Genomic DNA, 17,559 nt, shown 5'->3' with positions numbered 1-17,559 from the left:
CTTGTCAGGGCCGCGCAATCGGCCCACGAAAGGCCATGCAGTCCCCTCTTCTGGTCTCGGCGCTGGTCGCCGCCCTTGCCTGTAGCGTGAGCCCCGCCATGTCCCAGACGCTTCCCAACACCGCACCTTGGGATCAGGCCTTCTTGCCGCCCGCCCCCGCGTGGGACGGTGCGTCCAAGGCGCTGCTGCGCGATGCGTCCGATCCCTGGGTCACGGCGTTCGAGGCAGATCCGGGCCACGACTTCAGCCCCAACTATGTCGACACCCGCGCCTGGTTCGATCGCCTGGACGCCGCCAGCGACCTGATGCGCATCGAACAGTTTGGCGTCTCGCCCGAGGGCCGGCCCATCTATGCGGTGATCGCGTCCAAGGATGGCGCGACGTTCGATCCCGCCAAGCCGGTGCTGATGATCCAGGCCGGCATCCACCCCGGCGAGATCGACGGCAAGGACGCGGGCATGATGCTGCTGCGCGACATCGCCTTCTATGGGAAGGACGCCCTGCTGGACCGGGTCAATCTGATCCTGATCCCGATCCTGAGCGTGGACGGGCACGAGCGTTCCGGCCCCTATTCCCGGCCGAATCAGCGCGGCCCCCGCATCCAGGGCTGGCGTAACACCGCGACCAACCAGAACCTGAACCGCGACTATCTGAAGCTGGACCAGCCCGAGATGCGGGCCGTGCGCGGCCTGATCCTGAAATACCGGCCGGACCTGTATGTGGACGTCCACGTCACCGACGGCATGGATTACCAGTACGACGTCACCTACGGCTTCAACGGCGAGGACGGGGCTTTCAGCCGCTCGCCGAACGGCTCGGCCTGGCTGGATTCGGTGTTCAAGCCGGCGATGAACGCCGCGCTGGAACGCGAGGGCCATATCCCCGGCGAACTGGTCTTCGGCGTCGACGACGACGAGCCGAAGAAGGGCCTGTCGGACGGCGGCCTGGGCGAGCGGTTCTCCAACGGCTGGGGCGCGGCCGCCCATGTGCCGACGATCCTGATCGAAAACCACAGCCTGAAGCCGCATGAGCAGCGGGTGCTGGGCACCTATGTCTTCATCGAGGAGGCGATGCGTCTGCTGGCCGATCAGGGTGCCGGTCTTAGCGCCGCGACGGATCAGGACAAGGCCCTGCGCCCGGCGCAGATCCCCGCCAACTTCGAGGCCGACGAGACGCCGTCGTCCACCCGGCCCTTCAAGGGCATGCTGTACGAGATGTACGACAGCGCCGCCTCGGGTCGGAAGGAGATCCGCTGGCTGGGCCAACCTGATCCCGACCTGTGGCAGATGCCGTTCTATGGCTCCAAGCCGACGCTGACCCTGACCCGGCCGACGGCCTACTGGGTGCCGGGCTATCGCACCGACATCATCGAGCGGCTGAAGACGCACGGGATCGAAATGGAGACGGTCGAGGCTGCGCGCACCGTGATCCTGTCGATGCTTCGCCTGGTCGAGCCCAAGCTGGCGACCCGCGCCAATGAAGGTCACGTGCAGGCTTCGGTGAAGACCGTAGAGGTCGAGAAGCGCGACTGGACGTATCCGACCGGCTCGGTGCGGGTGCCGACGGATCAGCCGCTGGGCGACATCGTCGTGCTGCTGCTGGAGCCGCAATCCAGCGAAAGCTTCTTCGCCTGGGGCATGTTCCCCGAGGTGATGAGCCGCGTCGAATATATCGAGGCCTACGCCATCGCCCCGCTGGCCCACAAGATGATGGCGGCGGACCCGGCGTTGAAGGCCGAGTTCGAGGCCAAGGTCGCAGGCGACGCCGCCTTCGCCGCCGATCCGCAGGCGCGTCTGGCTTGGTTCTATGAACGCACGCCCTTCTATGACGACCACTATCTGCTCTACCCCGTCGGGCGCGAGGACTGATCGATGACCACGCCGCTGATGTACGCCGTCCAGGCCGCCGCCCTGTGGAGCGGCCTGTTGATCCTGATGATGCTGGTCTTGTCGGGCATCGTGGTCAGCGGGCGGCGCAAACACATGGTGTCGTTCGGCGACGGTGGAAACGCGGATCTGATGGCCGCCAGCCGCGCCTTCGGCAATCTGGTGGAATATGCGACGCCCGGCATGATCGCGATGCTGCTGCTGGCTGCCGTCGGCGCGCCGGCCTGGATGGTCCACGGGGTCGGCGCGACGCTGTTCGTCGGCCGGGTCGCCCATGCCCTGGGACTTTTGCTGCAGACCGGTCCGTCGCTGGGTCGCGTCGTCGGCATGCTGCTGACCTGGGTGGCGCTGCTGACGGCGGCTGTGGGCCTGATCGCCTTCGCCGTCGTCTGACGCGGTTGCGGTGCAGCAGGTTGCGGTGCAGCGGGGCGTCCGCCATATCGGGGCATGACTGAAACCCTGGCTGCGCCCGTTTCCACCGATCTTCTCAACGACATCGTCAAGGCCGCGCTGAAGGCCGGCGCCGACGCCGCAGAGGCGGTCAGCGCCGATCGCCGATCCCTGTCGGTCGGGGTGCGCAATGGCAAGCTGGAAGACGTCGAACGCGAGGAATCGCGCGACCTGGGCCTGCGCGTGTTCGTGGGCCAGCGACAGGCGTCCGTTTCGGCCTCGGACCTTTCGCCGGCGACCCAGGCGCGGCTGGTCGAGCGGGCGGTGGCCATGGCGCGGTTGGCGCCGGAAGACCCCCATGCCGGTTTCGCGCCCGAGGAACGGCTGGCGCGCGGCCCGTTCATCGATCTGGACCTGTTCGATCCCAGCGAACGCAGCGCACAAACTCTGGAACAGGTCTCGGCCGAGGCCGAGGCGGCGGCCCTGGCGGTTCCCGGCGTGGCGCGGTCGGAAGGCGGACACGCCGGCTGGTCGTCCAGCCGGTGGCGGCTTGTGACCTCTCACGGGTTCGACGGCGCCTATGAGGGTTCGGCCTTCTCGCTGGGCGTCGGCGTCATCGCCGAAAAGGATGGGGCGATGGAGCGCGGCGGCGAGAGCCGTTCGACCCGTCACCTGTCGGATCTGCCGGGCGCCGACCTGATTGGGCGCACCGCCGGCGAGCGCGCCGTGGCCCGCGTCGGCCCGCGCAAGATCGCCTCGACCACCGCGCCCGTGATCTTCGACAACCGGATGGCGGGCCAGATCGTGTCGCCGGCCATCGGCGCCATTTCCGGCCCGTCGATCGCGCGCGGCACCTCCTTCCTGAAGGACCGCATGGGTCAGCGCGTGTTCGCCGAGGGCGTCACCCTGATCGACGATCCGTTCCGCCCGCGCGGCATGGGATCGACCCCGTTCGACGACGAAGGCGCAATGGTCAAGAAGCGCGCCCTGTTCGACGACGGCGTCCTCACCACCTGGTTGCTGAACAGCGCCTCGGCCCGGCAATTGGGTCTGGAAACCACCGGCCACGCGTCGCGGGGGCTGGCCGGGCCATCCGGCGTCTCGACCCACAATCTGCATATGGAGCCGGGCGAGCGCGACTTGGCGGGCCTGATGGCGGACGCCGGGACCGGCCTGCTGGTCACCTCGATGTTCGGACCGTCGCTGAACGGAAACACCGGCGACTGGTCCGCCGGGGTGTCGGGCTTCTGGTTCGAGAACGGCGTGATCGCCTATCCGGTCAACGAGGTCACGGTGGCCGGCAAGCTGACCGACCTGTATCTGCGCCTAGAGCGCGGCTCGGACCTAGAGTTCCGGGGCGGGTTCAATGTGCCCAGCCTGATGTTCGACGCGGTGGCCATCGCGGGCAAATGATCGACTTGCACGCCGACCTCGACCTGATCCGCCAGGCGGCCATCGACGCCGGGGCGCTGGCCATCGCCGAGCGTGAGGCGGGCTTGAAGATCGAGTCCAAGGTCGGCGGCTCGCCCGTCACCAGCGGCGACCTGAAGGTCGATGCCATGCTGAGGGACAGGCTGCTGTCGGCGCGGCCCGACTATGGCTGGCTGTCGGAAGAGACGGCGGATACGGCCGAGCGTCTGTCGAAACGACGCATCTTCGTGGTCGATCCCATCGACGGCACCGTCGCCTATATGAAGCGGACGCCGTGGTGGTGCGTGCCCATCGCCGTGGTCGAGGACGGCGAGGTCGTCGCCGCCGTGATCCATGCGCCCGAGGTGGACGAGACCTATGTGGCGACGCGTGGCGGCGGGGCCCGACGTAACGGCAAACCCATCCACGCCTCGGATGTCGATACGTTGGAGGATGCCTCGATCCTGGGCGATGCGAGACTGATCGAAGCGCCCCATTTCGACGAAGAACCCTGGCCGTCGATGCGGTTCGAGAAGCGCAACGCCCTGGCCTATCGGATGGCGCTGGTCGCCGCCGGCGCCTTTGACGCCGCCCTGGCCCTGACGCCGAAATGGGATTGGGACGTCGCTGCGGGCTGGCTGATCGCGACCGAAGCCGGCGCGAGGGTCAGCGATCACCACGGGCGGCCGTGGGCCTTCAACCGGCCGGATCCGCGTCAGGCCAGCCTGGTCTGCGCGGCGCCGACCATCCAGCCGATGATCGTGCGGCGCTGTAAAAACGTGCCGCTTTCGACCTGAAGGCGGGGACGGAAAAACCCCCGCCAACATTGATCCGAGGGCGTTCTCGGCCTATGCCGCGCGCAAACCTCCCTCCCCCCAAAGCCTTCCGGCCCAGCCTTCAGGATTTCCGATGACCGATCAGAACGCCGTCCCGCCGCAACTTCTGCACATCGTGATCGGCGGCGAGCTTCGTCACCTGGGCGAGCCGACCTTCCGCGACCTGTCGCAGGTCGAGTTTGTCGGCGCCTTCGGCAGCTATGACGAAGCGAAGAAGGCCTGGAAGGCGCGCGCCCAGGCGACCGTGGACAATGCCCACATGCGCTACTTCATCCTGCACGCCCACAAGCTGATCGATCCGCGCGGCGACGCGGCCTGAGCCGAGGACTGAGTGCGACATCGAGGGGCCGAACCGGCTCCTCGATTCGACGTTTCGATCTGTAGGCGAGGACGATGATGAACCTGGAACCGCAACAGATCTTTCAACTGGTCAGCCTGCTGGCCGTGCTGGCGCTATTCAGCTTTTCGCTGCGCGGCCACATCGACTACGCCCGCTGGTTCAAACGGTGGGAAGCCGACCGCAAGGCGCGTCGCGACGCCGAACTGGCCGCCGAGGCCCGCGCAAACGGCGAGGCCGGCGATGAACCGAAGACCGGCCCCTGGGGCTGAAGCCTCCTACTCGCGCCGCAGCAGCTTGTCGGTCAGCAGCGTGCCCCACCAGCCGGCCTTGAACTCGGCGCGTATGGCCTTGGGGTCGTAGTCGGGGCTGTCGACCCACTCGATGAAGCTGACGCCCTTTGGCTCGATCTCGTTGACGTATTTCTCCAGCGTATAGTCCAGCACGCCGGTCAGCCCCTCGCGCGAGTGCAGATATTTCTTCGAGAGCTGCTTCATGGCGACCGAGATCGGCTCGCCAAGGTGGAAGTGGCGATAGAAGACCGCCATCATTCCCGCCCGATCCGCGCCGGACTTGCAGTGGATCAGCACCGGATACTGGATCGTCTTGAACAGCTCGCGCGCGCGGTGGATGCGCACCGTCTCGGGCGGATCGCGCGAGTCCAGCGGCGCGTCGATCAGGGTCAGGCCCAGCCGCTCGCAAGCGTCCTTCTCCAGCCAGTAATAGCCCTCATCCCGCTCGCCGCGCAGGTTGATGACCGTCTTGACGCCCTTAGACTTCCAATAGGCCAGCTGGCGCGGCGACGGCTGATTGGTGCGCACCAGATCCGGGCCCAGCCAGTGGGCGTTTGAAAAGGCCACGCGCAGAAACGCATGGTCGGCCCAGAAATAATGCCAATGCGCCCGAAAACGGCCCATCGCGGTCGAGAGGTCGAAGCGCGCCATGCCCGCCAGATAGCGATCCGACGCCGCCGCGTCATCCGATCTCGATCCTGATGCGTTGGAATGTTTGTCGAGACCGGAGAACAGCCCGATGAGAACCCTCGCCGCAGTTGCCGTCGTGGCCGCCAGCCTGTGGGCCGACGCGGCCGCCGCCCAAACGCCGCCCCCCGAAGACCCCGCCCTGATCGCCTATCTGCGCGACCGGGCCAAGGAGGCGCTGGACACCACCCGCTATACGGCCGCAATCACGCCGGACGGGGCCATGACCCTGGTCTACCTGATCGGCCCCAACTGGTGCGGCTCGGGCGGATGCCGGCTGCTGGTGCTGGACCGCACCGGCGCGACCTACCGCTCGGTCGGCGAGATCAGTGTCGCGCGCGCGCCGATCCGGCTGCTGGAGCGACAGACCCATGGCCGACGGGATCTGGGCGTCTATGTCGCGGGCGGCGGAATCACCGAGGGCTATGAGGTCGCCGTGCCGTTCGACGGGCGTCGATACGCGTCCAATCCGACGGCTCCGCCCGCCGTCAGGATCCAGGAAGCGCCCGGCGAAACCCTGATCCGCGCCGACGAGCCGGGCCGTGCGCTGGAACCGTCGCCGGACAAGCCTTGACTTGAACGGCGGCTCAGACGACCGAGAGCCGATGACCGTCGCCGCCACCGAAACCATGCCGCTGCGCGCCCTGCTGGCGCGGATTTGGCGCGACTATCTGTCCAAGCACAAGGGGTCGTTGATCCTGTCGGTCCTGTGCGCAGCGACGACGGGCCTGTTGACGGCGGCGCTGCTGAAACTGCTGGAGCCGGCCGTGAACGGCCTGTTCCTGGGCGGGACCAGGCCGATCAGTCTGTTCGGCCTGGTGACCTTTCCGGCGGACAAGGCCGTCGTCTGGATTCCGGTCGCCATCCTGACCGTCGCCATTGCGCGAACGCTCGCTGCGCTGGGCCAGGCCGCCCTGGTCAACCGGCTGGGTCACACCATCGTCGGCGACATCCAGATCCGGCTGTTCGGCGCCATGATCCGCGCCGATCTGGCGCGCTTACGCAGCCAGCACTCGGGCGGCTTCGTCTCCTCGGTGCTGTTCGACGCCAATATGGTGCGCGAGGCCTTCACCTCGGGCGTGGTCAACTACACCCAGAACCTGCTGACCCTGATCGCGGTGCTGATCTACATGGGGTTCATCGACTGGCAGCTGACGATCGTCGTGCTGCTGGGCGTGCCGCTGGTGGCGCTGGTGCTGCGCCGGTTCGGGCGCAAGACGCGCAAGGCCGCGGTCGGCGCCATGGCCGAGACGGAGAACCTGTCCACCGCCCTGATGGAGAACCTGGACGGGGTTCGCCTGATCAAGATCGAGAACCGCGAGGCCGCAGAACAGGACCGCGTCGCCGAGGTGGTGGCCCGTCGCCAGCGCCACGTGATCAAGGGCGCCAACGCCCGCGCCTTCGCCGGCCCGTCCAGCGATCTGGTCGCCTATATCGTCGTCGCCGCCGTCATGGCCTATGCCGGATGGCGGGCGCAGTCGGGCGACATGACGGTGGGCGGATTCGCCGCCTTCATCGGCATGCTGCTGGCCGCAGGGCAAGCCCTGCGTCAGGTGACGAACCTGGCGACGGTGATGAGCGAGGGCTTCACCGCCGCGCGTCGTCTGTTCGGCGCCTTGGACATCCAGCCGGAAATCCGTGAGGCGGCCGACGCCGCGCCCTTGGCCGCCGGGCCGGTCGAGGTCGTGCTGGACAAGGTGTCCTTCGCCTACGCCGGCACCGATGCGCCGACGCTGGACGGGGTGTCCCTGCGGGTCGCGCCGGGCGAGACGGTAGCGCTGGTCGGGCCGTCGGGCGGCGGCAAGAGCACGATCCTGAGCCTGCTGCCGCGCTTCTACGACGTGACCGGCGGGGCGGTGACCATCAACGGCGCGGACGTGCGGGCGCTACGCATCCACGACCTGCGCGACCACATCGCCCTGGTGACGCAGGAGCCCTTCCTGTTCGACGACACCATCGCCGCCAACATCGCCTATGGCCGGCCGGCCGCGACGCAGGCGCAGATCGAGGACGCCGCGCGGTCCGCCGCCGCCCACGACTTCATCACGGCCCTGCCTGAAAGGTATGCGACCCGCGCGGGCGAGGCGGGCCTGCGCCTGTCCGGCGGTCAGCGCCAGCGGATCGCCATCGCCCGCGCCTTCGTCAAGGATGCGCCCATCCTGCTGCTGGACGAGGCCACCAGCGCCCTGGACACCGAGAGCGAGGCGCTGGTCCAGGCGGCGCTGGAGCGGCTGATGCAGGGCCGCGCCACCCTGATGATCGCCCACCGCCTGTCCACCGTCCGGAACGCCGACCGCATCTATGTGATCGAAGCCGGTCGCGTGGTCGAGGAAGGCTCGCACGACGCCCTGGTCGCCAAGGGCGGCCTGTATTCCCGCCTGGCGCGCCAGCAGTCGCTGGACGGCGCGGCGCCCACCGTCGAGACCGTGACGTGAGGCCGCTGCGAAATCCGGTCGTTCAGTCGGCTCTGGCCTGGACCCTGGCGAAGTGGATGCAGTTCTGCTTTTCCACCATCCGCTGGACGCACGAAAACCAGCAGGCTGCTGAAGCCGTTTGGACGCAGGGCGGCGGGGTGTTGTGCGTGTTCTGGCATTCGCGGATCGGCCTGTCGCCCTCGTGCTGGCCGCTGGACCGGGCGCAGCCGGCCAAGGCGCTGATCTCCCTTTCGGCCGACGGCGAGTTCATCGCCAAGGCGGTGGCGCGTCAGGGCTTTCCCGCCGTGCGCGGATCATCGGCCAACAAGGACAAGGCCGAAAAGTCGAAGGGCGGCGCCCAGGCGCTGCGTGATGGATTGAAACAGCTGAAGGTCGGCGCCTTGGCCATCACGCCGGACGGGCCGCGCGGCCCGGCCAATGTCATGGCCGAGGGCCTGCCCCTGATGGCGAAGTTGTCCAAGGCGCCGGTGCTGTTCATCGGCATGTCGTGCAATCCCGCGATCCATCTGGACAGTTGGGACCGGGCCGTGCTGCCCCTGCCCTTCGGCAAGGGCGCCATCGTGTGGGACCGCGCCGACTATCCCGCCGACGCCGACATGGCCGATGTCGTCGTCGACTGGACCGCGCGGCTGAACGCCGTCGAAGCGCGGGCCGATGCGATCACGGGCCTGAAGCCGTGAGGACCCAGCCGTGACGCCGCTGCCGCTGATCGCCTATCGGCTGGCGACGCGCGCGCTGGAGCCGCTGGCCCCGCGCCTGCTGGATGCGCGCGCCAGGCGGGGCAAGGAAGATCCTGTGCGGGTCGACGAGCGGATGGGCTTCACCCGCACCGCGCGCCCCGAAGGTGATCTGGTCTGGCTGCACGGCGTCAGTGTCGGCGAGAGCCTGTCGCTGCTGCCCGTGGTCGAGCGGCTGACGAAGGCGCGTCCCGACCTGACCGTTCTGGTCACCTCCAGCACCGTGACCTCGGCGCATATTCTGGCCGAACGACTGCCGGCGGGCGTGATTCACCAATATGCGCCGGTCGATGCGCCGGGCGTGGTCGAGCGGTTCCTGGACCATTGGCGGCCCGGTTTGGCGGTCTTCGTCGAAAGCGAACTGTGGCCCAATCTGTTGCTGGCGGCGCGGCGGCGGGGCGTGAAACTCGCCCTGGTCAGCGCGCGCATCACGGAAAAGACGGTCGAGGGCTGGGCGCGGTTTCAGGCTTCGGCGCGGGCGCTGACCGGCGCCTTTGATCTGGTGCTGCCACAGGATGCCGTCTCGGCCCAGCGGCTTGAGGGCATGGGCGCGCGGATCGACGGGCTGGTGAATCTGAAACTGTCCGGCGAGGCCCTGCCGCACGATCCCGCCGCCTTCAGTCGTCTGAGCGCCGCCATCGGCGACCGGCCGGTGATCGTCGCGGCCAGCACCCATGAGGGCGAAGAGATCGCCATCATGCGGGCACTGGACCATCTGAGCGAACGGGTCTGTCTGATCCTGACGCCACGCCATCCCGAGCGGGGCGCGCACATCGCCCAGGCGCTGCAACGCGACGGCTACGCCTTCGCCATGCGCTCGCAGGGTCAGACGATCGGGCCGGACACCGACATCTATCTGGCGGACACCCTGAACGAGATGGGCCTGTTCCTGCGTCTGGCCGATGTGGTGGTGATGGGCGGCTCGTTCGCGCCCGCCATCGGCCTGCCGCCTGTCGGCGGGCACAATCCGCTGGAGCCGGCGCGGCTGGGCAAGCCGACGATCACGGGGCCGGATGCGTCCAATTGGGCGCCGGTGACGGCTGCCCTCATCGAGGCGGGGGGCCTGGCCCTGGTTCAGGCGCCGTCCGACCTGCCCGGCGTGATCGAGCCGCTGCTGGAAGACCTGAACGCGGCCAAGGCCATGGGCGAACGCGGGCGTCGCGCGGCGGTCGAGGCTGGAGGCGGGCTGGAGCGACTGTGGGCGCTGCTGTCGCCGCTGATGCCGCAGAGGCAGGGCCGGCGATGAAGCTGAGCACGCCGCGCTGGTGGTATGTGCGCGACAGCAACCATGCCCGGATGACACGCACGGCGCTGAAACCGCTGGGCTGGGTCTGGGCCGCCGTAACGGCGCGTCGGATCGTCAAGACGGTCCCGATCGACCCCGGCTGCGCGGTCATCTCGGTCGGCAATCTGACGGTCGGCGGATCGGGCAAGACGCCGGTCGCGCGCGAAACCTTGCGGCTGCTGCGGGCGGCGGGGGTGGAGGCGCAAGGCCTGTCGCGCGGCTATGGCGGGCGGCTGGAAGGTCCGGTCCGGGTCGATCCTCAAAACCATACAGCCGACGATGTCGGGGACGAACCCCTGATGCTGGCGCAGGGATCGCCGGTCTGGATCGCGCGCGATCGCGTGGCGGGCGCCAGGGCCGCCGTCGCGGACGGGGCGCAGGCCCTGGTGCTGGACGACGGCCATCAGAACCCGACCCTGAAAAAGACCGTCAGCCTGATCGTCGTGGACGGCGAGACGCGCGGTGACGAATGGCCGTTCGGAGATGGATCGGTCTTTCCGTCAGGCCCCATGCGCGAGCCGCTGAAGGCTGGGCTGGCGCGGGCCGACGCCGTGGTGGTCATGCTGCCGACCGATGTCGAGGAGGCCGATTCCGAACTGCTGGCGGTCTTCGGCGCCCTGCCCGTCTTCGTCGCCCGTCTGACGCCCGAGGGATCGCCGCCGTCGGGGCCGCAGGTCGGGTTCGCCGGCATCGCCAAGCCCTGGAAGGTCGAGCGGTCGCTGAAGGCGGCGGGCTGCGACCTGGTCGACTTCGTCCCCTTCCCCGACCACGCGGCCTACAGCGCCGCCGACATGACGTTCCTGACTGACCGGGCTGCGGTGTTCGACGCCGGACTGGTCACGACGGAAAAGGACTGGGTGCGGCTGACGCCCGAGCAGCGCAAAAACGTCGTCGCCTGGCCGGTCGTCGCCCGGTTCGAGGACGAGGCGGCTTTCGCCGCCTTCCTGAACGACAGGATTCAGTCGGCGCGATAGACCACGCCGGACTTCATCACGAACTTCATCCGCTCCAGCTCGGTCACGTCCGACAGCGGATCGCCCGAGACGGCGACGATGTCGGCGGGCATGCCGACGGCGATCTTGCCGGCCTCATTGGCGATGCGCAGGTGTTCGGCGGCGCCGACGGTGGCGGCCTGGATGGCCTCGAGCGGGCTCAGGCCGGCGCGGACCAGAAGCGCGAACTCCTGGGCGTTGTCGCCGTGGGCCGAAACGCCCGAGTCGGTGCCGAAGGCGATCCTGACCCCGCCCTCATGCGCGCGGCGCGCCATGTCCAGCATCTTGGGTCCGGCCTCCAGCGCCTTGGCCGTCTGGGCAGGGGTGAAGAAGTTGTCGGGGCCGGAGGCGATGCGCGCCACGAAATCGCCGGCCAGCAGGGTCGGGATCAGCCAGGCGCCGTTCGACTTGAACAGGCGGATCGACTGATCGTCCAGATAGGTGCCGTGTTCGATGGAATCGCCGCCGGCCCGTAGGAAGGCGTTGATACCGTCCACCCCGTGGGCGTGCGCCGTCACCTGGCGGCCCATGCGGTGGGCGCTGCCGACGATGGCGGACAGTTCGTCGTCGCTGAACTGCTGGTTCAGGCCGGCGGCGGTGTTGGACAGCACGCCACCGGTGGCCGTGATCTTGATGATGTCGGCGCCGGCGCGAACCTGGGTGCGCACGGCGCGCATGCAGTCCTCGGCCCCCGAGCAGATGCTCTCGGACGACAGCAGATGCATGACGTCCTCGCGATAGCCGTTGATGTCGCCATGCCCGCCGTGGATCGACACCGACGACCCCGCCGCAACGATGCGCGGTCCCGGCACGTCGCCATTCCTGACGGCGTTTCGCAGGGCGAAGATGGCCTGGTTCGAGGCGCCCAGATCCGCCACCGTCGTAAAGCCGGCCATCAGGGTGCGACGCGCATAGCGGGCGCCGACCATCGCCTGGTCCGCGTCCGAAAGCGTCACCTCTTCAAGGCGTGCGTTCGGGTTTTGCTGGCCAGTCAGATGGACGTGGCTGTCGATCAGGCCGGGCAGGACGAAGGCCTGGCGCAGGTCGACGACCTTGCCTTGAGAGGCGTCGCCGACGAAGCCGTCGCGCACTTCGACGACCTGGTTCCCTCTGATCACGAGAGTTTTATCGCGTTGCACAACGCCGTTTGATGGATCGGCGAGCAACCTTCCGGCCTCAACGAACGTTGTGTCGGGTTGCGTCGAAACGCCTGTGACCACGGGGGTTTGCTGCGCATTGGCGCTCACCGTCGACGCCATCAGCGCCGCCAGCGCGATTCCGAAACGTTTCATCGATTTCTCCCCGCGACACGTTTGCCGCAAAAATGCCCCACAAGGCTCAGGTTGCCTCGCCCGTAACCAACTGAAACAAACACGCCTCAAGACCAACCGCAACGAGGGCGTCGCATGCGGCTATCGAGACGAGGACTTATTCTGGGCGGATCGGCCATGCTGGCGGGATGCGCCAGCGCGAGCGCGACGGCGCCGCTGACGACGGCTCAGAACAGCACTCCGATCGGCACGCCCCGTGTCGGCCTGTCCATGGCTCAGACTGCACCCGTGACCCCGCCACCCCTGGACCCGCGCGGTCACGTTCGCAAGGAGCTGATGGAGCGCGCCATGACCGCGCTGGACACCCATCATCACCGCCTGCCGCTGCGCGACCGGATGTATCTGGTCGACTTCCAGAAGTTTTCGGGCGAGGAGCGGCTCTATGAAGTCGACCTGATCGCGGGTGAAGTGAAGGTGCTGCGCACCTGCCACGGCCGGGGATCGGACCCCAGCCACACCGGCTATGCCCAGCGCTTTTCCAACACGCCGGATTCCAACATGTCCTCGGTCGGCGCCTATGCGACGGCGGGCGCCAGCTGGGGCGCGCAGCAGGGGCCGAACGTGCTGCTGGACGGGCTGGAATATTCCAACGATAAGGCGCGCGAGCGGGCCATCATCGTCCACGGGGCGGACTACGCGGATCCCGACTTCCTGGCGCGCGAAGGCAAGCTGGGTCGCAGCTACGGCTGTTTCTCGGTCGCCCACACCGACCTGCCAGCCTTGCGTGAACGCATGGGCGAAGGCCGGCTGCTGTTCGCCTGGGCTTAAGGACTATCGCTCGGGTCGTCGGGCGGAGTGGCGGATCCACATGATCCGAACCTCGTCAGGCAAGACGACATACCGGACGATATAGGGCGAGACGTTGGCAAGCTCCCGCACATTGGGACGAATCAGGCGCCCGCGATCCGTCAGCACGCCGAGACTTTCAGTCAGATCGACAAGCCTCAACGCCAATCGACGTGAAGCGCTGAGATTGAAGTCGGCGACGTAGGATTGAATGGCCTGAAGGTTTCTCGGGCCTCGTCAGACCAGACTACTCGCCGCATTTCGGCGGAGGCAATGGGTTGTCCGTTCCCCACGACAAAAGCCAGCGGTTCATGGCGTCATGGCTGATGACTCGTCCTGCGGCGAAATCTTCTTCGGCGCGGGCCATAGCCGCCTCGTCGGCCTCGTCGTCGGGGATGTCGAAGATGCCGGGCTCTTCGTCGTCGTGGGGTGCGGGATGCGCCATAGATCCAACCCTACCACATCCCGCCGATACGGTCAGCCCCGGTCCAGCGCCCGCCAGCCGATGTCGGAGCGGTTGAAGCCGCCCGGCCAGTCGATCTTGCGGATGGCGGCGTAGGCGCGTTCGCGGGCCTGGGCGATGTCGTCGCCCTCGGCGCAGACGTTCAGGACGCGCCCGCCCGAGGCGGCCAGCAAGCCGTCGTCGCGGCGCTTGGTCCCGGCGTGGAAGACCTGGACATGGGGGCCGAAGTCCTGATCGGCGCCGCGGATGATCGAGCCTTCCAGCGGGCTGTCGGGATAGCCCTTGGCCGCCATGACCACGCAGATCACCGTCTGAGGCTTGAAGGCGGGCGAAGCCAGGCCCGAGACGTCGCCGCGCGCGCAGCCCAGCAGATAGGGGACGATGTCGCCCGCCATCCGCATCATCAGCACCTGGCATTCCGGGTCGCCGAAGCGGGCGTTGAACTCGACCACCTTGGGGCCGTCCTGGGTCGCCATCAGGCCGGCGTAGAGGACGCCGCGATAGGGTGCGCCTTCTTCGGACATCTTGCGGATCGTCGGCTGGACGATCAGCGCGTCGGCCTGCTGCACCAGCTCGGGCGTGAAGACGGGCGCGGGCGAATAGGCGCCCATGCCGCCGGTGTTGGGGCCAAGGTCGCCGTCGAAGGCGCGCTTGTGGTCCTGGGCGCCGCCGAACAGCAGGGCGCGTTGACCGTCGCACAGCGCGAACAGCGAGCCCTCCTCGCCGTCCATGAACTCCTCGATCACGACGCGGGCGCCGGCCGCGCCGAACCGACCGCCCAGCATGCGCTCGATTTCGGCCTCCGCGTCGGGGCGGTCGGGGCTGATGGCCACGCCCTTGCCGGCGGCAAGACCATCGGCCTTGATGACATAGGGAGGCCGGAACACGTCCAGCGCCGCCTTGGCGTCCTTGACCGTGTCATAGACGCCGTAACCAGCGGTCGGGATCTCGTGACGTTCGAGAAAGCCCTTCGAAAAGGCCTTGGAGGTTTCCAGCTGCGCCGCCTTGGCGGTCGGCCCGAAGCAGGGAATGCCGGCCGAAGCCAGGCGGTCGGCCAGACCGGCGGCCAGCGCCACCTCGGGCCCCACGACGACCAGATCGGCCTTGATCTCTCTGGCCAGGGCGGCCAGGCCGTCGGCGTCGTCCGCCTTGACGGCGCGCAGCTCGCACAGCTTCTCAATGCCGGGGTTGCCGGGCGCGGCGACCAGGCGCGTGACCAGCGGCGACTGGGCGATCTTCCAGGCCAGGGCGTGTTCGCGGCCGCCCGATCCGACGAGAAGAATGTTCATGAGACCGGGCAATGACCGGCCGGCGCCGGCCGGTCAAGCGCCCGTCAGACTTAACGCCGCATTCGGCGTTCCATCAGCGAACGGGCGGGGTCCACGACGGCAGGGCCTGAAGCTGGCCGGGCGTCAGATCGGTGACCAGATCCCTGTCGCCGTTGCGGTCGATCGGAGACACGTCCGCGACCGGAACTCGCACCTTCATGTCGCCCGGCCCGTTCAACTCGATCACCAGATGGGTCAGGGCGCCCGACGCATCCAGCACCAGGGTTTCGACATCGCCCAGATCGGCGTTGGCGCGCGAATACAGGTCTGCATCCTCCAGCTGATCGCGGGTCATGTTAAAGGCCAGGGCGGCGTTCGAGGCGGCGGCGTCCGCCTGTTGATCCGGCAAGGCCACGGGCGCTGCGCCCGGCGCAGGGGCCTGGACCACATCGTCGTCGCGATCCGAGCAGGCGACGACGCCGCCGGTCAGGCAAAGAATGGCGGCGAGTGGGACGAAGCGGTTCATACGGCCTCCTTGGGCGTTAGAGCAGGGCCGAGACGACATAGACGCCCAGCCCCAGCAGAATGATGCAGCCGATGATCAGCCACGGGCTCATGGCGCCGCCGCCCCCGGCGCGGCGCGACAGATCGCGCTCGTGCGGGTCGCTGTCAGAAGGATCGGTTCCGGGCGGGTCGGCGGCCATGAAAGTCGAACGGCAGGGCGCGCGCAGCGTTCCCGGGCGGATCGACGCAGGTTAGGATGCTTTCATGAGCGACGACTCCTACGTATTCGAAGGCCCGGCCGAGGTCCCTGCCCCGCGCGACAACAATCCGCCCCTGTCGATCTCGGAGCTGTCGTTCGCGCTGAAGCGCACGCTGGAAGACCGGTTTGGCCATGTGCGGCTGCGCGGCGAGGTCTCCAAGGTCAACCGCCACGCCTCGGGCCACATCTATCTGACGCTGAAGGACGACAAGTCGGCCATCGACGGCGTGGTTTGGAAGGGGTCGGTGCGCGGCCTGGGCGTCCAGCCCGAGGCGGGGCTTGAGGTCATCGTCACCGGCAAGATCACCTCCTATCCGGCGCGGTCGTCCTATCAGATCGTGATCGAGAGCATGGAGGCGGCCGGCGCCGGCGCGCTGCTGGCCCAGCTGGAGCGGCTGAAGGTCCGCTTGCGTGAGGAAGGGCTGTTCGAGCCGGGTCGCAAGAAGCCTCTCCCTGCCTTTCCCGCGACCATCGGCGTGATCACCAGCCCGACCGGCGCGGTGATCCGTGACGTGCTGCACCGGATCGCCGAACGCTGGCCCTGTCGCGTCATCGTCTGGCCCGTGGTCGTTCAGGGCGAATCGGCCTGCGGTCAGGTGTCGAACGCCATTCGCGGCTTTGATGCGATGACCGCCGACGGGCCGATCCCCCGCCCGGACCTACTGATCGTCGCGCGCGGCGGCGGGTCGGTCGAGGACCTGTGGTGCTTCAACGACGAAGGCCTGGCGCGGACCGTGGCGGCGGCGCGCATTCCGATCATCTCGGCCGTGGGGCACGAGACGGATACGACCCTGATCGACTTCGTGTCGGATCGCCGGGCGCCGACCCCGACGGGCGCGGCCGAAATGGCGACGCCGGTGCTGGCGGACCTGCGCTACGCCGTCGCCGACATGGACCGGCGCATGGTGCAAGCGGGCGGGCGGCTGATCGAGGATCGACGCACGCGCCTGCGGGCTGTGGCGCGCGGCCTGCCGGCGCGGCCGGAGGATCTGCTGGCCCTGGCGCAGCAGCGGCTTGACCATGTGTCGAGCCGGCTGGGATCGGGCCTGCAACGCAACGTGGCCCTGCACGAGCGGCATCTGGCGGTGACGGGCGGCAAGCTGAGCCCGGCCCTACTGCGCACCCGGATCGAGAGAGGTCAGGACCGGCTGCGCGGCGCGGGCGACCGGCTGGGCGCGGCGCTTGAGGCGGGCGTGGCGCGCGGGGAGCGGCGGCTGTTGCAGGTCTCTGGGCGGCTGTCGCCCGAACCGCTGCATCGACGGCTGGATCAGCGTCAGGCGCGGCTTGAAGCGGTCGGCGCGCGACTGGATGCCTTTCCGAAGCGTGGACTGGAGCGCGAGGCCGATCGCCTTGCGGCGCTGTCACGGGCGCTGACGACCCTGGACCCCGGTCGGCCCAAGCCCGGCTTCGCCCGTGTGGAAGATTCAGACGGCGCCTGGATCACCTCGGCCAAGGCGCTGGAGGCGGGTCAGGCGGTCCGACTGGTGTTCGGCGACGGCGTTCAGCCCGCGACGATCGACGGCGGCGAACCCCGTCCGTCCGCGCCGCGTCCGGCGGCCAAGCCGAAGCCGTCCGCCGCCGATCAGGGCAGCCTGTTCTAGCATCTCAACGACCGTCATTCCGGGGCGTCCGCAGGACGAACCCGGAATCCAGGCGGCGG

General features: G+C 68.4%; 20 protein-coding genes. 13 read left to right on the top strand and 7 right to left on the bottom strand.

Annotated features, from left to right (window positions below; genetic code table 11):
• The first annotated feature begins 35 nt into the window (after positions 1–35).
• The 6 genes from LG306_RS08850 to LG306_RS08825 all read left to right on the top strand — a co-directional run bounded on the left by LG306_RS08850 (position 36) and on the right by LG306_RS08825 (position 5,131).
• Positions 36–1,868, top strand: coding sequence for a M14 family metallopeptidase (locus LG306_RS08850; RefSeq protein WP_404413767.1), 1,833 nt, complete (start codon positions 36–38; stop codon positions 1,866–1,868).
• Positions 1,869–1,871: 3 nt separating this feature from the next.
• Positions 1,872–2,279: an MAPEG family protein gene (locus LG306_RS08845; RefSeq protein ID WP_017505339.1), complete on the top strand. Its 408-nt coding sequence runs from the start codon at positions 1,872–1,874 to the stop codon at positions 2,277–2,279.
• A gap of 54 nt (positions 2,280–2,333) precedes the next feature.
• Positions 2,334–3,689 (top strand): TldD/PmbA family protein, encoded by a 1,356-nt coding sequence (locus LG306_RS08840; protein WP_404413763.1) that lies wholly within the window; start codon positions 2,334–2,336, stop codon positions 3,687–3,689.
• Entirely contained in the window at positions 3,686–4,483 is a 798-nt protein-coding gene (locus LG306_RS08835; RefSeq protein WP_404413761.1) for a 3'(2'),5'-bisphosphate nucleotidase CysQ, read from the top strand. The genes LG306_RS08840 and LG306_RS08835 overlap by 4 nt, the downstream gene beginning before the upstream one ends.
• Before the next feature lie 112 nt (positions 4,484–4,595).
• A complete protein-coding gene (locus tag LG306_RS08830) occupies positions 4,596–4,841 on the top strand; it encodes a DUF4170 domain-containing protein (protein WP_017505336.1) in 246 nt (81 codons plus the stop codon).
• Between the two features lie 74 nt (positions 4,842–4,915).
• Positions 4,916–5,131 (top strand): hypothetical protein, encoded by a 216-nt coding sequence (locus LG306_RS08825; protein WP_174085706.1) that lies wholly within the window; start codon positions 4,916–4,918, stop codon positions 5,129–5,131.
• 6 nt (positions 5,132–5,137) lie between these two features.
• Here the strand turns inward: LG306_RS08825 and LG306_RS08820 are convergent, their stop codons facing one another.
• On the bottom strand, positions 5,138–5,803 hold the full coding sequence (locus tag LG306_RS08820) for a tyrosine-protein phosphatase (RefSeq protein ID WP_404413759.1): 666 nt from the start codon (positions 5,801–5,803) through the stop codon (positions 5,138–5,140).
• Positions 5,804–5,891: 88 nt separating this feature from the next.
• On the opposite strand from LG306_RS08820, the gene LG306_RS08815 reads away from it, so the two are divergent.
• From LG306_RS08815 to lpxK, 5 genes are read left to right on the top strand one after another with little or no spacing between them, the layout of a single operon-like run.
• Positions 5,892–6,413, top strand: coding sequence for a hypothetical protein (locus LG306_RS08815; RefSeq protein ID WP_404413757.1), 522 nt, complete (start codon positions 5,892–5,894; stop codon positions 6,411–6,413).
• 31 nt (positions 6,414–6,444) lie between these two features.
• A complete protein-coding gene (locus LG306_RS08810; protein ID WP_404413755.1) occupies positions 6,445–8,274 on the top strand; it encodes an ABC transporter ATP-binding protein in 1,830 nt (609 codons plus the stop codon).
• Complete coding sequence (locus tag LG306_RS08805) at positions 8,271–8,954, top strand: lysophospholipid acyltransferase family protein (RefSeq protein ID WP_404413753.1); 684 nt, start codon at positions 8,271–8,273, stop codon at positions 8,952–8,954. The genes LG306_RS08810 and LG306_RS08805 overlap by 4 nt, the downstream gene beginning before the upstream one ends.
• Before the next feature lie 10 nt (positions 8,955–8,964).
• Positions 8,965–10,257, top strand: coding sequence for a 3-deoxy-D-manno-octulosonic acid transferase (locus LG306_RS08800; RefSeq protein ID WP_404413751.1), 1,293 nt, complete (start codon positions 8,965–8,967; stop codon positions 10,255–10,257).
• Positions 10,254–11,270, top strand: a complete 1,017-nt coding sequence (gene lpxK / locus LG306_RS08795; RefSeq protein WP_404413750.1) for a tetraacyldisaccharide 4'-kinase — start codon at positions 10,254–10,256, stop codon at positions 11,268–11,270. Before LG306_RS08800 ends, lpxK begins: the two co-directional genes overlap by 4 nt.
• On the opposite strand, the gene LG306_RS08790 is transcribed toward lpxK, so the two are convergent.
• The gene (locus LG306_RS08790) at positions 11,255–12,580 is read right to left on the bottom strand and encodes an amidohydrolase family protein (RefSeq protein WP_404413748.1); all 1,326 of its coding nucleotides are present in this window, start codon (positions 12,578–12,580) and stop codon (positions 11,255–11,257) included. The two genes, lpxK and LG306_RS08790, sit on opposite strands and share 16 nt — an antisense overlap.
• Positions 12,581–12,694: 114 nt before the next feature.
• Between LG306_RS08790 and LG306_RS08785 the strand changes: the two genes are divergently transcribed.
• The gene (locus LG306_RS08785; RefSeq protein ID WP_404413746.1) at positions 12,695–13,387 is read left to right on the top strand and encodes a murein L,D-transpeptidase catalytic domain family protein; all 693 of its coding nucleotides are present in this window, start codon (positions 12,695–12,697) and stop codon (positions 13,385–13,387) included.
• Positions 13,388–13,390: 3 nt separating this feature from the next.
• Here LG306_RS08785 and LG306_RS08780 read toward each other — a convergent pair whose 3' ends face one another.
• The 5 genes from LG306_RS08780 to LG306_RS08760 all read right to left on the bottom strand — a co-directional run bounded on the left by LG306_RS08780 (position 13,391) and on the right by LG306_RS08760 (position 15,840).
• Positions 13,391–13,573: a hypothetical protein gene (locus tag LG306_RS08780; protein WP_404413744.1), complete on the bottom strand. Its 183-nt coding sequence runs from the start codon at positions 13,571–13,573 to the stop codon at positions 13,391–13,393.
• Positions 13,574–13,652: 79 nt separating this feature from the next.
• On the bottom strand, positions 13,653–13,850 hold the full coding sequence (locus LG306_RS08775; RefSeq protein ID WP_404413743.1) for a CopG family transcriptional regulator: 198 nt from the start codon (positions 13,848–13,850) through the stop codon (positions 13,653–13,655).
• 32 nt (positions 13,851–13,882) lie between these two features.
• Positions 13,883–15,157 carry a phosphoribosylamine--glycine ligase gene (gene purD / locus LG306_RS08770; protein ID WP_404413741.1) on the bottom strand — a complete coding sequence of 425 codons (1,275 nt, stop codon included), beginning with the start codon at positions 15,155–15,157 and terminating at the stop codon, positions 13,883–13,885.
• A 73-nt stretch (positions 15,158–15,230) separates the two neighbouring features.
• Entirely contained in the window at positions 15,231–15,662 is a 432-nt protein-coding gene (locus tag LG306_RS08765) for a hypothetical protein (protein WP_404413740.1), read from the bottom strand.
• A 16-nt stretch (positions 15,663–15,678) separates the two neighbouring features.
• Positions 15,679–15,840, bottom strand: coding sequence for a hypothetical protein (locus tag LG306_RS08760; protein ID WP_404413738.1), 162 nt, complete (start codon positions 15,838–15,840; stop codon positions 15,679–15,681).
• 64 nt (positions 15,841–15,904) lie between these two features.
• Here LG306_RS08760 and xseA point away from each other — a divergent pair, with 64 nt between their 5' ends.
• A complete protein-coding gene (xseA, locus tag LG306_RS08755; RefSeq protein WP_404413736.1) occupies positions 15,905–17,500 on the top strand; it encodes an exodeoxyribonuclease VII large subunit in 1,596 nt (531 codons plus the stop codon).
• The last annotated feature ends 59 nt before the right edge of the window (positions 17,501–17,559 follow it).

Origin of the sequence: Brevundimonas vesicularis, from assembly GCF_044807075.1 — a bacterium.
Classification (GTDB): Bacteria; Pseudomonadota; Alphaproteobacteria; order Caulobacterales; family Caulobacteraceae; genus Brevundimonas; species Brevundimonas vesicularis_G.
Note: the sequence above shows the minus strand (reverse complement) of the source record. Positions and strands in the feature narration are given on the sequence as shown.

Excerpts from the sequence above, each read along its gene's own strand:
- LG306_RS08850 (WP_404413767.1), top strand. The coding sequence starts at position 36 with ATGCAGTCCCCTCTTCTGGTCTCGGCGCTGGTCGCCGCCCTTGCCTGT.
- LG306_RS08845 (WP_017505339.1), top strand. The coding sequence starts at position 1,872 with ATGACCACGCCGCTGATGTACGCCGTCCAGGCCGCCGCCCTGTGGAGC.
- LG306_RS08840 (WP_404413763.1), top strand. The coding sequence starts at position 2,334 with ATGACTGAAACCCTGGCTGCGCCCGTTTCCACCGATCTTCTCAACGAC.
- LG306_RS08835 (WP_404413761.1), top strand. The coding sequence starts at position 3,686 with ATGATCGACTTGCACGCCGACCTCGACCTGATCCGCCAGGCGGCCATC.
- LG306_RS08830 (WP_017505336.1), top strand. The coding sequence starts at position 4,596 with ATGACCGATCAGAACGCCGTCCCGCCGCAACTTCTGCACATCGTGATC.
- LG306_RS08825 (WP_174085706.1), top strand. The coding sequence starts at position 4,916 with ATGATGAACCTGGAACCGCAACAGATCTTTCAACTGGTCAGCCTGCTG.
- LG306_RS08820 (WP_404413759.1), bottom strand. The coding sequence starts at position 5,803 with ATGGCGCGCTTCGACCTCTCGACCGCGATGGGCCGTTTTCGGGCGCAT.
- LG306_RS08815 (WP_404413757.1), top strand. The coding sequence starts at position 5,892 with ATGAGAACCCTCGCCGCAGTTGCCGTCGTGGCCGCCAGCCTGTGGGCC.
- LG306_RS08810 (WP_404413755.1), top strand. The coding sequence starts at position 6,445 with ATGACCGTCGCCGCCACCGAAACCATGCCGCTGCGCGCCCTGCTGGCG.
- lpxK (WP_404413750.1), top strand. The coding sequence starts at position 10,254 with ATGAAGCTGAGCACGCCGCGCTGGTGGTATGTGCGCGACAGCAACCAT.
- LG306_RS08790 (WP_404413748.1), bottom strand. The coding sequence starts at position 12,580 with ATGAAACGTTTCGGAATCGCGCTGGCGGCGCTGATGGCGTCGACGGTG.
- LG306_RS08785 (WP_404413746.1), top strand. The coding sequence starts at position 12,695 with ATGCGGCTATCGAGACGAGGACTTATTCTGGGCGGATCGGCCATGCTG.
- LG306_RS08775 (WP_404413743.1), bottom strand. The coding sequence starts at position 13,850 with ATGGCGCATCCCGCACCCCACGACGACGAAGAGCCCGGCATCTTCGAC.
- purD (WP_404413741.1), bottom strand. The coding sequence starts at position 15,157 with ATGAACATTCTTCTCGTCGGATCGGGCGGCCGCGAACACGCCCTGGCC.
- LG306_RS08765 (WP_404413740.1), bottom strand. The coding sequence starts at position 15,662 with ATGAACCGCTTCGTCCCACTCGCCGCCATTCTTTGCCTGACCGGCGGC.
- LG306_RS08760 (WP_404413738.1), bottom strand. The coding sequence starts at position 15,840 with ATGGCCGCCGACCCGCCCGGAACCGATCCTTCTGACAGCGACCCGCAC.
- xseA (WP_404413736.1), top strand. The coding sequence starts at position 15,905 with ATGAGCGACGACTCCTACGTATTCGAAGGCCCGGCCGAGGTCCCTGCC.